Annotated in this window: 15 protein-coding genes and 1 tRNA gene; 12 read left to right on the top strand and 4 right to left on the bottom strand. The window is 69.1% G+C overall.

Going from position 1 to position 12,268, the window contains the following annotated elements; genetic code table 11:
* The first annotated feature begins 4 nt into the window (after positions 1-4).
* From nuoN to HD557_RS24135, 7 genes are all read left to right on the top strand, one after another.
* Positions 5-1,549 carry an NADH-quinone oxidoreductase subunit NuoN gene (gene nuoN, locus HD557_RS24165; protein ID WP_196876540.1) on the top strand — a complete coding sequence of 515 codons (1,545 nt, stop codon included), beginning with the start codon at positions 5-7 and terminating at the stop codon, positions 1,547-1,549.
* The gene (locus HD557_RS24160; protein ID WP_008356457.1) at positions 1,546-2,559 is read left to right on the top strand and encodes a polyprenyl synthetase family protein; all 1,014 of its coding nucleotides are present in this window, start codon (positions 1,546-1,548) and stop codon (positions 2,557-2,559) included. The genes nuoN and HD557_RS24160 overlap by 4 nt, the downstream gene beginning before the upstream one ends.
* A gap of 55 nt (positions 2,560-2,614) precedes the next feature.
* Positions 2,615-3,532 (top strand): EamA family transporter RarD, encoded by a 918-nt coding sequence (rarD, locus tag HD557_RS24155; protein ID WP_196875760.1) that lies wholly within the window; start codon positions 2,615-2,617, stop codon positions 3,530-3,532.
* A 169-nt stretch (positions 3,533-3,701) separates the two neighbouring features.
* Positions 3,702-4,778 carry a sulfate ABC transporter substrate-binding protein gene (locus HD557_RS24150; RefSeq protein ID WP_196875759.1) on the top strand — a complete coding sequence of 359 codons (1,077 nt, stop codon included), beginning with the start codon at positions 3,702-3,704 and terminating at the stop codon, positions 4,776-4,778.
* Positions 4,779-4,785: 7 nt separating this feature from the next.
* On the top strand, positions 4,786-5,628 hold the full coding sequence (gene cysT / locus HD557_RS24145) for a sulfate ABC transporter permease subunit CysT (RefSeq protein ID WP_196875758.1): 843 nt from the start codon (positions 4,786-4,788) through the stop codon (positions 5,626-5,628).
* A complete protein-coding gene (locus HD557_RS24140) occupies positions 5,621-6,463 on the top strand; it encodes a sulfate ABC transporter permease (RefSeq protein WP_008356462.1) in 843 nt (280 codons plus the stop codon). The genes cysT and HD557_RS24140 overlap by 8 nt, the downstream gene beginning before the upstream one ends.
* Positions 6,464-6,476: 13 nt before the next feature.
* Positions 6,477-7,454 carry a sulfate/molybdate ABC transporter ATP-binding protein gene (locus HD557_RS24135; protein WP_040754714.1) on the top strand — a complete coding sequence of 326 codons (978 nt, stop codon included), beginning with the start codon at positions 6,477-6,479 and terminating at the stop codon, positions 7,452-7,454.
* Positions 7,455-7,583: 129 nt separating this feature from the next.
* On the opposite strand, the gene HD557_RS24130 is transcribed toward HD557_RS24135, so the two are convergent.
* From HD557_RS24130 to HD557_RS24120, 3 genes are read right to left on the bottom strand one after another with little or no spacing between them, the layout of a single operon-like run.
* A complete protein-coding gene (locus HD557_RS24130; RefSeq protein WP_008356464.1) occupies positions 7,584-8,042 on the bottom strand; it encodes an RrF2 family transcriptional regulator in 459 nt (152 codons plus the stop codon).
* Between the two features lie 39 nt (positions 8,043-8,081).
* Positions 8,082-8,576, bottom strand: a complete 495-nt coding sequence (locus tag HD557_RS24125; protein WP_196875757.1) for an SRPBCC domain-containing protein — start codon at positions 8,574-8,576, stop codon at positions 8,082-8,084.
* Positions 8,577-8,580: 4 nt separating this feature from the next.
* Positions 8,581-9,072 carry a YajQ family cyclic di-GMP-binding protein gene (locus HD557_RS24120; protein ID WP_165112876.1) on the bottom strand — a complete coding sequence of 164 codons (492 nt, stop codon included), beginning with the start codon at positions 9,070-9,072 and terminating at the stop codon, positions 8,581-8,583.
* Positions 9,073-9,221: 149 nt separating this feature from the next.
* Between HD557_RS24120 and HD557_RS24115 the strand changes: the two genes are divergently transcribed.
* A tRNA-Tyr gene (locus tag HD557_RS24115) sits at positions 9,222-9,303 on the top strand.
* A 90-nt stretch (positions 9,304-9,393) separates the two neighbouring features.
* On the opposite strand, the gene HD557_RS24110 is transcribed toward HD557_RS24115, so the two are convergent.
* Complete coding sequence (locus HD557_RS24110; protein WP_196875756.1) at positions 9,394-10,188, bottom strand: MerR family transcriptional regulator; 795 nt, start codon at positions 10,186-10,188, stop codon at positions 9,394-9,396.
* A 78-nt stretch (positions 10,189-10,266) separates the two neighbouring features.
* Here HD557_RS24110 and HD557_RS24105 point away from each other — a divergent pair, with 78 nt between their 5' ends.
* Genes HD557_RS24105 through HD557_RS24090 form a run of 4 tightly spaced genes read left to right on the top strand, consistent with a single transcriptional unit; the run spans position 10,267 to position 12,265 of the window.
* Positions 10,267-10,629: a nuclear transport factor 2 family protein gene (locus HD557_RS24105; RefSeq protein WP_196875755.1), complete on the top strand. Its 363-nt coding sequence runs from the start codon at positions 10,267-10,269 to the stop codon at positions 10,627-10,629.
* Positions 10,630-10,664: 35 nt separating this feature from the next.
* A complete protein-coding gene (locus tag HD557_RS24100; protein WP_196875754.1) occupies positions 10,665-11,453 on the top strand; it encodes an SDR family oxidoreductase in 789 nt (262 codons plus the stop codon).
* A 25-nt stretch (positions 11,454-11,478) separates the two neighbouring features.
* On the top strand, positions 11,479-11,808 hold the full coding sequence (locus HD557_RS24095; RefSeq protein WP_196875753.1) for a nucleoside triphosphate pyrophosphohydrolase family protein: 330 nt from the start codon (positions 11,479-11,481) through the stop codon (positions 11,806-11,808).
* A 43-nt stretch (positions 11,809-11,851) separates the two neighbouring features.
* Entirely contained in the window at positions 11,852-12,265 is a 414-nt protein-coding gene (locus HD557_RS24090; protein ID WP_196875752.1) for a PPOX class F420-dependent oxidoreductase, read from the top strand.
* Positions 12,266-12,268: the final 3 nt, after the last annotated feature.

Here is a 12,268-nt window from a genome sequence, read left to right as displayed (position 1 = left end):
CGCGATGTTCGAGTCCCCCGGAATTTCGTACGCCACCCTCTGGCCCGTCCTGCTGGTGCTGGGCGTGGCCTGCGCCGGTGTCGTCGTCGAGGCGTTCGCGCCGCGCGCCGCACGGTTCAACACGCAGGTGTCGCTGGCGCTGGCCGGCCTGGTCGCGGCCCTCGCCGGGACCGTCGCCGTCGGCGCCGGAAGCAGCCTCGGGATGTCGACCGGTGAGGGCGCCCTCGTCATCGACGGTCCCGGCATGTTCTCCCAGGGGCTGGTGCTGCTGGTCTCGCTCGGTGGCGTCGCGCTCTTCGCCGAGCGCCGGCTCGACAACGGCGTCAGCGCCTTCGCCGGCCAGGCCGCGGCTCTGCCGGGCACCTCGGCCGAGCGCACCGCCTCCCAGAGGGGGCTGGAGCACACCGAGGTCTACCCGCTGATGATGTTCGCGGTCGGCGGGATGATGCTCTTCTGCATCTCCGGCGACCTGCTGATGCTCTTCGTCGCCCTCGAGGTGCTCTCGCTCCCGCTCTACCTGCTGACCGGGCTGGCGCGGCGTCGCCGGCTGCTCTCCCAGGAAGCGGCGCTGAAGTACTTCCTGCTCGGCGCCTTCTCCTCCGGCATCTTCCTCTACGGCCTCGCGCTGGTCTACGGCTTCGCCGGCTCGATGTCGCTGGCCGAGATCGGTGAGGTGGCGGCCGAGGACGGCTCCAGCCCGCTGCTGCTCCTCGGCATCGGCCTGATGGCGGTCGGCCTGCTCTTCAAGACCGGTGCGGTGCCCTTCCACTCCTGGACGCCCGACGTCTACCAGGGCGCGCCGACGCCGGTGACCGCGTGGATGAGCGCGGCCACCAAGATCGCCGCGTTCGCCGCGATGCTCCGGCTCTTCTACGTCGCCTTCGGCGCCGAGGGCGAGATCTGGCGTCCGGCCATCGGCGTCGTCGCGGTGCTGACGATGCTGCTGGGCGCCTCCTTCGCGATCGTCCAGACCGATGTGAAGCGGATGCTCGGCTACTCCGCCGTCGCCCACACCGGCTTCCTGCTCACCGGCCTCCTCGGCGTGCAGACCGACGCCTTCGGCTCGACCCAGGCGGTGCTCTTCTACCTGACCGCCTACGGGTTCGCGACGCTCGGTGCCTTCGCGATCGTCTCCCTGGTCCGCGGGCCCAACGGCGAGGTCGGCTCGCTGGACCGCTGGGCGGGCCTGGGCCGCGCCCACCCCTGGGTCGCGGCGACCTTCGCCGTCTTCCTGCTCTCGATGGCCGGGCTGCCGCTCACCGCCGGGTTCATCGGCAAGTGGGGCGTCTTCGCCGCTGCCCTGGGTGCCGGTCAGTGGCCCGTCGTCGCGGTCGCGATCGGCTCCAGCATCATCGCGATCTTCTTCTACGTACGCGTCATCATGCTGATGTTCTTCACCGACGCCCGCGAGGACGTGGCCACCGTTTCCAGGCCGTCGTACGCCACCTCCGTCGTGATCGCTCTGAGCGCTGTCGCCACCGTCTTGTTGGGTGTAATTCCGGGCCCTGTGCTCAGCCTGTTGGTGGATGCGGGAGGATTCATCGGGTGAGCACCAGCGCACCTACCGACCGAGCCCCTGAACTCGCCCTCCCGATCACCGATCCCGAGCTCGAGCAGCGGCTGCGCGCTCGGTTGGCGATCGTCGAGGAGAAGCTGGCGGGCTATGCCCGCAGCAGCTCGCCGTTCGTCACGGAAGCGGCCTCGCACCTGCTCGAGGCCGGCGGCAAGCGGTTCCGGCCGTTGCTGGTGCTGCTGGCCGCCGAGTGCGGCCCCGACACGCTCGCCGACGAGGTCATCACCGCCGCCTGCATCGTCGAGCTCACCCACCAGGCCTCGCTCTACCACGACGACGTCATGGACGAGGCGCTCCTGCGCCGCGGCGAGGACACGGCCAACGCCCGCTTCGACAACCACGTGGCCATCCTGACCGGCGACTTCCTCTTCGCCCGCTCCTCCTCGCTGACCGCCGAGCTCGGCCCCGATGCCGTACGCATCCAGGCGGCCACCTTCGCCAAGCTCGTCGAGGGCCAGATCCTCGAGGGCGTCGCGCCGGCCGAGGGTGTCGACCCGGTCGACCACCACCTCGAGGTGCTGGCCGGGAAGACCGGCGTCCTGATCGCCACCTCGGCCCTCTACGGTGCGCTCTTCGCCGGTGCCGACAAGGAGATCCAGGACGCCCTGGTCGCCTACGGCGACATCGTCGGCGTCGCCTTCCAGCTCTCCGACGACATCCTCGACATCGCCTCGGACGAGTCCGGCAAGACCCCGGGCACCGACCTGCGCGAAGGCGTCCCGACGCTCCCGGTGCTGTTCGTCCGCCGCTCGAACGAGCCCGGCGACGCCCGTCTCCTCGAGCTGCTCGACGGCGATCTCACCGACGACGCGGCCCTGGCCGAGTGTGTCGCCCTGCTCCGCGCCCACCCGGCGCTGGCCGAGGCGCGCGCCTACGTCCAGGCCCGTGCCGAGGAGGCCAAGGCCGCCCTCGCCCCGCTGCCCGAGGGACCCGTCCGCAAGGCCCTCGAGGCCTTCGCCGACATCGTCGCCGTCCGCTCCGTGTGAGCCGAGGCGCGATATTCGGTAAAGGGTATCGACGCCCTGGCAGTACCGTTGCGACGTGAATGAGCAACGGCGTGGAGTGATGTTCGGCGCCGCGGCGTACATCATGTGGGGAGCGTTCCCGCTCTACTTCCCGCTCCTGGAGCCGGCCGGCGCCTGGGAGATCCTGGGTCACCGGATCGTGTGGTCGCTCGTCGTGGCCGGGGCGCTGGTGCTGATCGTGGGGCGCCGCGCACAGGTGGCGGCGATCCTGCGCGACCGGCGCAAGCTCGGGCTGCTGACGGCGGCCGCGGCGGTGATCTCGCTCAACTGGGTGACCTACATCTGGGGGGTCAACAACGGGCGGATCGTCGAGACGAGCCTGGGCTACTTCACCAACCCGCTGGTCACGATGCTGATGGGCGTGATCATCCTGCGCGAGCGGATGCGGAAGCTGCAGTGGGTGGCGCTGGGGATCGCGTTCGTGGCCGTCATCGTGCTCACCATCGACTACGGGCGGCTGCCGTGGGTCGCGCTGCTGCTGGCGTTCTCGTTCGGCACCTACGGGCTGCTGAAGAAGAGCGCGGGGGTCGGCCCGTTCGAGTCGCTGGCGGTCGAGACGGCCGTGACGACGCCCTTCGCGCTGGCGCTCATCGTCGCTCTCCAGGCCACCGGCAACGGCACGCTCGTCGGGCACGGTGTCCTCCACGTACTCCTGCTGATCAGCCTCGGCGTGATCACGGTGGTGCCGCTGGCCTGCTTCGGGGCGGCCGCGATCCGGGTGCCGATGGTCACGATCGGGCTGCTGCAGTACCTCGCGCCCATCCTGCAGTTCGCCGTCGGCGTCTTCATCGCCCACGAGGCGATGCCGCCCGGCCGCTGGGCCGGCTTCGCGATCGTCTGGGTCGCCCTGATCATCTTCAGCGCCGAGGCCGTCCACCACCGCAGCAAGGTCCTGCGCGCGCAGGTCGCGCCGCTGAGCTCCACCGGCGTGTAGCTCGCGACCCGCGCCGCTTCGGCCGCGGTTCACCGTCCGGTCCGTGACCGTTCCGTCCAATGGGCGGAACGATCGCGCGTTTTCACATGCTCTCTACTAACTCAAGTATTGTCCTCGACATTCGTAACCCGATCGACCTTGACTCGGCAGGGCAGAAGTGAGGAACCAGATGAAGAAGATCAAGGTTGCAGTGGCCCTGGCCGCTGCGAGCATCCTGACCTTGACCGCCTGCGGTGGCTCCGGCGGTGGCAGTGACGCGGAGTCGATCTCCATCGTCGGCTTCGCCGTCCCCGAGACCGCGAACAAGGCGATCGCCAAGGAGTTCAACAAGACCCCCGAGGGCGAGGGCGTCACGTTCGAGACCTCCTACGGCGCCTCGGGCGACCAGAGCCGGGCGGTCGAGTCGGGGCTGAAGGCCGACTACGTCCACCTGTCCGTCGGCACCGACGTTCAGCGCCTGGAGAAGGCCGGCCTGGTCGACCCGAAGTGGGACGACGGCCCCAACAAGGGCATCGTGTCCAGCTCGATCGTCGTGCTAGGTGTCCGTGAGGGCAACCCGAAGAACATCCAGGGCTGGGAGGACCTGATCAAGCCGGGCGTCGGCGTGGTCACCGCCAACCCGGCCTCCTCCGGTGCTGCCCGCTGGAACGCGCTGGCCGCCTGGGGCTCCGTCGTGAAGGACGGCGGCAGCGAAGAGGACGGCAAGGCCTACCTCGACAAGCTCTTCAAGAACGTCGTCACCCTGACCAACTCCGGTCGCGACGCCACCACCGCCTTCCTGGGCGGCACCGGTGACGTACTGCTCGCCTACGAGAACGAGGCGATCCTCGCGTCGCAGCAGGGCGAGGGCTTCGAGTACATCATCCCGGACTCGACCGTCCTGATCGAGAACCCGGGTGCCATCCTCAAGGACGCCTCCAAGCCGTCCCAGGACTGGCTCGACTTCGTCCTCGACCCCCAGGGTGGTCAGAAGCAGTTCGCCCTGACCGGCTTCCGTCCGGTCAACACCGAGAACCCGGGCGTCGTCGACTGGGACGCGATCGGCCTCAAGCCCGAGGACATCAAGGGTGCCAAGGACCCGGCCGACCCGTTCCCGGCGCCCAAGCAGCTGCTCACCCTGGAGAACGACTTCGGCGGCCGCGACTGGTCGGGCGTCAAGGAGAAGCTCTTCGGCACCGGTGAGGACGGCGAGGCTCTCGGCATCGTGACCGACTCCATCGCCAAGTCCGGCAAGGCCTCCCAGTAGTCCCGTCATGACGACAACCATCCCTGAGGTCCGGCCGGCTGCTCCTCGGTCCAGCCGGCCGGCCTCCACTCTGACAAGGACCAGCGGCATCGGGCTCGGTGTCACGATGCTCTGGTTCAGCCTGCTCGTCCTCATCCCGCTGGTCGCGGTGGTCATCACCGCGTCCAGCGGGGGCTGGTCCGCCTTCGCGAGCCAGCTCAGCAACGAGCAGACCGCATCCGCGATCTGGCTGACGATCCGCGCGGCCATCGTGGTCACGCTGATCAACGTCGTCGTCGGCACCGTCATCGCCTGGGTGCTGGTGCGCGACAAGTTCTGGGGCAAGGGCCTGCTCGAGGTGATCATCGACATCCCGTTCGCGCTGCCGACGATCGTCGCCGGCCTCGTGCTGCTCTCCCTCTACGGCGCCGAGTCACCGCTCGGGCTGCACTGGGCGAACACGTCGATGTCGGTCTACCTGGCCCTCGCCTTCGTGACGCTGCCCTTCGTCGTACGCATGGTGCAGCCCGTCCTCGAGGAGCTGGACGCCGACGTGGAGGAGGCCGCGGCCTCCCTGGGGGCCTCCCGGTTCACCACGTTCCGACGGATCATCCTGCCCTCGCTGGCCCCGGCCATCGCGGCGGGTGCGGCGCTCTCCTTCGCGCGCGGGATGGGGGAGTACGGCTCCCTGGTCCTGCTCTCGGGCAACCTGCCGTTCAAGTCCGAGGTCGCCTCGGTGCGGATCCTGTCCGCGATCGAGAACGACAACCCGGAGGGCGCGGCGGCGATCGCGGCGATGCTGCTGGTCGCCTCGCTCCTCGTCATCGTCGTCCTCGACCTGATCCAGAGGAGGATGGTCCGCCGTGGCTGAGACCCGTCGTGCTCCCCGCACCCCGCTGACGTACGTCCTCCGCATCATCGTCATCGCCTATCTGGGCCTGCTCGTGGCCTGGCCGGTGGTCCTGGTCGCGTGGAACGCCTTCCACGTGCCCGACGTCGGCTTCACGACCGAGGCGTTCGCCGAGATCTTCAGCGACCCGCAGATGATGCACGCGATCCAGCTGACCTGTTGGGCCGCGGTGGTCGCGACGCTGATCAACCTGGTCTTCGGCGTCTCGATCTCGCTGCTGCTGGTGCGTACGGAATTTCCTGGCAAGCGCGTCCTGAGCGCGCTGATCGACCTGCCGCTGTCGGTCTCGCCGATCGTGGTCGGACTCGCCCTCGTGCTCGTCTACGGCGGGCGCGACGGCTGGTTCGGGCCTTCCCTGGAATCCGCTGGGATCCAGGTCATCTTCGCGACCCCCGGGATCATCATGGCGACCGCGTTCGTGTCGCTGCCGCTGGTGATCCGCGAGGTCATCCCGGTGCTCGAGGAGATCGGCACCGAGCAGGAGCAGGCCGCCGCGTCGCTGGGCGCGAGCTCGTGGCAGACGTTCTGGCGGATCACCCTGCCGGGCATCAAGTGGGCCGTCATCTACGGCGTCGTGCTCACCCTGGCCCGCTCGCTCGGCGAGTTCGGCGCGGTCAAGGTCGTCTCCGGCAACGTGCTCGGCCAGACCCGCACGGCCACCCTCGCGGTCGAGGAGAAGTACCTCAACTTCGACCAGCAGGGCGCGTACGCCGTCGCCTTCCTCCTCGCCAGCGTCTCGGTCGTCTGCATCCTCATCGTCTTCGTGCTGCGCGCCCGCGGTGCGCGCGTGCGGTGAAAGGACCCATCCCATGAGCATCGAAGTAAGTGGTGTCAACAAGCGTTACGGCGACTTCGTCGCGCTCGAGGACATCAACCTGACCATCCCGACCGGGCAGCTGACCGCCCTCCTGGGCCCTTCCGGCGGCGGCAAGACCACGCTGCTGCGGGTCATCGCCGGGCTGGAGACGCCCGACTCCGGGTCGGTCGTGATCGAGGGCAAGGACGCGACGTCGCTGCCCGTGCAGAAGCGCAACGTGGGCTTCGTCTTCCAGCACTACGCCGCGTTCAAGCACCTCTCGGTGGCCAAGAACGTCGCCTTCGGTCTGGAGATCCGCAAGCGGCCGCGCGTCGAGATCCAGAAGAAGGTCGAAGAGCTCTTGGAGCTCGTCCACCTCTCGCAGTTCGCCAACCGGCTGCCCTCGCAGCTCTCCGGCGGCCAGCGGCAGCGGATGGCGCTGGCGCGTGCGCTCGCGATCGAGCCGTCCGTGCTGCTCCTCGACGAGCCGTTCGGCGCGCTGGACGCGAAGGTGCGCAAGGAGCTGCGCGACTGGCTGCGCCGCCTCCACGACGAGGTGCACGTGACCACCGTCTTCGTGACCCACGACCAGGAGGAGGCCCTCGAGGTCGCCGACGAGATCGTGGTCGTCAACCAGGGCGGGATCGAGCAGATCGGCACCCCCGAGCAGCTCTACGACGAGCCGGCCAACGACTTCGTGATGTCGTTCCTCGGTGACGTGACCACGCTCGGCGGTGCCTTGATCCGGCCGCACGACGTCGAGGTCACCCCGTCGCCCATCTCCGAGCACTCGCTCGAGGGCACCGTCTCGCGGGTCCTGCGGATCGGCTTCGAGGTGCGCCTCACCGTCCTCACCGACGACGGCGAGGTCGTGACCGCCGAGCTGACGCGTACGCATGCCCGGGCTCTGCAGCTCGAGGAGGGCGTCAACGTGTTCGTCACGCCGTCGCCGGGGGCTTACACGATGCCGGCGCCTTCGCCGGCGGCGTAGGGGCGGCTGTTGGTCTAGGTATGCAGGGAAACCGTCAGTTCCCGTGCGGAACTCCGCGAGGGAAGTGACGGTTCGGCTGCATACCCTTCGACAAGCTCAGGACACCGCCTAGACCAACCGCCCGCAGCCTCAGTGAGGCAGCCAGGCCTCGTCGCGCGCGGTGCGCGTGGTGACCTCGTCGGGCAGCTCGCGAGCGGCGAGCTCGGCGATCGAGACCTTCTCGAAGACCTCGCGCAGCGAGTCGCGCGCGGCGATCCAGACGTGCTGGAGGACGTCGGCACGCTCGTTGTAGGTGACCGCCTCGGGGCGCAGCCCGTAGACCGAGACCAGCGGGCCGTCGACGGCGCGGATCACGTCGGCGACGGACACGTCCGACGCCTTGCGGGCCAGGCGCCAACCGCCCGACTGTCCGCGCTGGGAGATGACGACGCCGGCCTTGCGGAGGTCGGCGAGGATCGCCTGCAGGAACCCGTGAGGGATCTCCTGGGCGCGGCCGAGCTCCTCGGCGCTGACAGCTTTTCCGTCCTCGCGCGCGGCCATCTCGATGAGGGCGCGGAGGGCGTAGTCGGACTTGGCAGATACTCGCACAGCCACATTCTTGCAGATGAATGCAGAATTTCGCTCAATCTAGTGGTCAAGTCCACTTTCACTCGCGAGCTCTTCGGCGCGCACCTTCAGAGCGGCGGCGTGCCGCCGGAACCCGTCCGCGACCCGCTCCGGACCAGCCAGCCCGACCAGCGGACCGGAGAACTCCTCGACCGTCTCGTAGCGCGTCGGCCCGCCAGGTCGCTGGGTCAGCCGCTGGTGACGTACGCCCCGGACCAGGCCGAGCCGCGCCGGCCAGCCCTCGTAGACATAGGCCAGGTACGCAGCCCCGACCCCGTCCTCGCCGACGACCGGCGGCTCGAGGGCCGAGATCCGCTCGGGTGAGCGCGCGCGGCCACCGTTCGCCCAGGTCACGTGCAGCACGATCGGGTTTCCCACCCCCGCCGGCTGCGCGGTCTCGGCGCGAACGACGAACGGGTTCCACGCGGCGTACGACTCGGTCTCGAGCATCACCCGCCACACCACCTCGATCGGGGCGTCGATCTCAGCGGAGGCTCTCGGGTGCTCGTAGGGCACGAGGTCAGCGGTAGTTGATGAACTGCACCGCGAAGTCGTAATCCTGCGCCTTGACCAGCGAGATCACGGTCTGCAGGTCGTCGCGCTTCTTGGAGGAGACGCGGAGCTCGTCGCCCTGGATCTGCGCCTTGACGCCCTTGGGGCCCTCGTCGCGGATCAGCTTGGAGATCTTCTTCGCGTCCTCGGAGGAGATGCCCTCCTTGAGCGTGATCGAGATCTTCGACTGCTGCCCCGACTGGCGCGGCTCGCTCGCGTCGAGGATCTTCAGCGACTGCTTCCGCTTGATCAGCTTGTCCTGGAAGACCGAGAGCACCGCGCTGGCGCGGTCGTCGGCGGAGGCGGAGATCTCGATCCCGTGCTCACCGCTCCACTCGATGCTCGCGTTGGTCCCCTTGAAGTCGAACCGCGTCGCGACCTCCCGCGCGGTCTGGCTCAGCGCGTTGTCGACCTCCTGGCGGTCGATCTTGCTCACGATGTCGAATGACGAGTCAGCCATGACTCTCTCCTCTAGCCTCTGACCAGGACGGTGCCCCGGGAACGTACCTGTCTCACCCTAGGACCTCGTGCCGTTTTCGTACGCCGCCAGCCCCTGCGCTATTGTTTCGTGCTGTCGCGATCCGTCTCTGACGGGACGCGCACAACCCAGGCAGGTTGCCCGAGCGGCCAATGGGAGCGGACTGTAAATCCGTCGGCTTTGCCTTCGAAGGTTCGAATCCTTCACCTGCCACGCCTGGGAGAACACCCCCGGTGACCAGCGGAAACGTTGGCCACCGGGGGTGTTTCGCTTTTCTGGCGGTGTCAGCCCTAGCGACGGTCGTCAGGTGACGCGGAAGACCGGCCAGCCGATCTCGGTACGCCACGCAGCGGGGTCGCTGGTGTCGCGAGGACCGACGAGGTAGACCTCCCGCACCGGCCCGGCGACCGACATCGCGTTCTCCACCACCCAGGTCCCGAGCTCGCCGTACGTGACGTCGATGCCGTCGTGCTCGCCGACGTGGGTGGTGACGGCCAGCTCCGCGGCCGGCAGGGTCGCGGGATGCACGCGTCCGGTGCGAGGTGGCGCGGCGGTCGGCAGGTAGACGAGCGCGTGACCGCGTTCCTGCTCGAAGAGGGCGTTGTCGTAGCTGCCGCCGGGCGGCCCGGTCACGGCGGCGCCGACGGCCGCCTCGAGCTCGGCCATCGCGCCCGCGTACCAGGACTCCATGTCGTCGTGCCCGACGACGGCCTCCACCGCCGCGACCGTCCGGGCGGGCTCCGCGCGCAGCTCGACGTCGATCGGCGCGGGGTCGGGCTGGAGCAGGCGGCGCAGCGACACGACCGCGGCCCGGGTGCGGTCGAGCACCTCCTCGAGGCGTTGCAGGTGTTCTGCGACCAGGGCCGCCCGGACACCGGGGTCGGGGGTCCGCAGGATTCGCCGTACGTCGCTCAGGGGGACGTCGAGCTCACGAAGCCGGTGGATGACCTGCGCGGTCGGGATCTGGTCGACGCCGTAGTAGCGGTAACCGGTGGCCTCGTCCACCACGGCGGGCTCCAGCAGAGCACCCTCGTGATACCGGCGCAGGGTCCGTACGCTCAAGTGGGTCAGCCGCGAGAACTCCCCGATGGTCAGCACCCCCTCATTGTGAACGCTCCCCCAGGGGGAGAGTCCACCGCTTGACCCTCCCGCGGCGAGACGCCGCACGGTGGGCTCATGACACAGCACACCGAGATCCCGTCCGACCTGCTCCCGACCACCGTGCGCGACTTCCTCACCGCGCACATCGCCTACGACGCCGACACCGCCTCGTCGTTCCTCACCGAGGACGCGGTGATCGTCGACCAGGACGAGACATACCGCGGACGGGAGGTGGTCTACGCGTTCCTGCGGGACGCCGGGTCCGAGTTCGAGTACACGACCGAGCAGATCGGTGCCCACCGCGCCGACGACACCCACTGGGTGGTCACCCTGCGGCTCGAGGGCACCTTCCCGGGCGGCGTCGCCGAGCTCGACTACCGGTTCACGCTGCGGGACGGCCTCATCGCCGAGCTCGTCATCGCCAACCACCCGGCCTGACCACACCACACCACTTCGATCTTCACAGGAGAACAATGTCTATCTCAGATCGCGACCGTCTCGACGGTCGCCGGGCGCTGGTCACGGGCGGCTCGAAGGGCTCGGGCAAGGCCGTCGCAGAGAGACTGCGAGAGATGGGTGCCGACGTGTACGTCACGGCGCGCACCATGCCCGAGGGGTACGAGCACCCCGACCGATTCATCGAAGCGGACATCTCGACGGCTGACGGCACCGACGCCGTGGCCGCTCGGATCGCCGAGGTCGGCGGCACGCTCGACACCCTGGTGCACGTCGTCGGCGGGTCGTCGACACCGCCCGGTGGGTTCGCGGTCATCACCGACGACCAGTGGCTCACCGAGCTGAACCTCAACCTCCTCGGAGCGGTACGTCTGGACCGAGCCCTACTCCCGGCGATGATCGCGTCCGGCTCGGGTGTGGTGCTGCACTTCACCTCGATCCAGCGTGAGCTGCCCCTGCACGACGCGACCTTGGCGTACGCAGCAGCGAAGGCCGCCCTGCGCACGTACAGCAAGGGGCTGGCCAACGAGCTCGCCCCGCGCGGCGTACGGGTCAACGCGATCAGCCCCGGCGGAATCGAGACCGAGGCCTACGAGGGATTCGTGGACCGGATCGCCGAGGGCAACGGGCTCACCCGTGAGGCAGCCAAGCAGACCATCTTCGACTCCCTCGGCGGCGTACCCCTGGGACGGTTCGCGCGCACCGAGGAGATCGCGGACCTGGTCGGGTTCCTGGTCTCGGACCGCGCCTCCGCGATCGTGGGCGCCGAGTACGTGATCGACGGCGGCACCGTCCCGACCGTCTGAGCGGGAGGCGCGATAGGTTCTGGTGATGGACATGAACGCCTACCAGCAGGCAGCGCTGCGGACCGCGGCGTCGAAGGGCACGCCCAACGAGGTGTTCCACCTGCTGCTGGGGCTGGTCGGCGAGACGGGTGAGATCGCCGAGAAGGCGAAGAAGATCATCCGGGACCACGACAGCGACTTCGCCCAGTGGGACCTCGATGATCTCGCCAAGGAGCTCGGCGACACACTGTGGTACCTGGCAGTCCTCGCCGACCACTTCGGTCTCCCGCTCGCGGACGTCGCCGAGCTCAACATCAAGAAGCTCGCCGATCGTCAGCAGCGCGACGCCATCGGTGGCAGCGGCGACAACCGCTGACCCACCGATGGGCCCACCCGGTCCCGGTCCACGAAGGAGCCCCATGACAGCCGACACGACGCCCTCCACCACCGAGAACGACGAGTTCTGGCGGGAGCGGCGGGTCTGCTTCCTGACCACGAGCCGCCCGGACGGGAGTCCGCACCTCGTGCCGGTGGGGGTGACGTTCGATCCGGAGGCCGGCATCGCGCGCATCATCAGCAGCGCGGGGAGCAAGAAGGTCCGCAACGTACGCGCGGCCGGGGACGGCGCGCAGGCGGCGGTGAGCCAGGTCGACGGGCGGCGGTGGTGCACCCTGGAGGGCACCGCGGTGGTCAAGGACGACGCGGAGTCGGTGGCCGATGCCGAGCGGCGCTACGCCGAGCGTTACCGGCAGCCTCGACCCAACCCGGAGCGGGTGGTCATCGAGATCACCGTGACCCGGGTGCTCGGCAACACTCGTCCATCGGGCTGGTGAGCA

Origin of the sequence: Nocardioides luteus, from assembly GCF_015752315.1 — a bacterium.
Classification (GTDB): Bacteria; Actinomycetota; Actinomycetes; order Propionibacteriales; family Nocardioidaceae; genus Nocardioides.
This window is presented reverse-complemented; position numbering and strand designations above follow the sequence as displayed.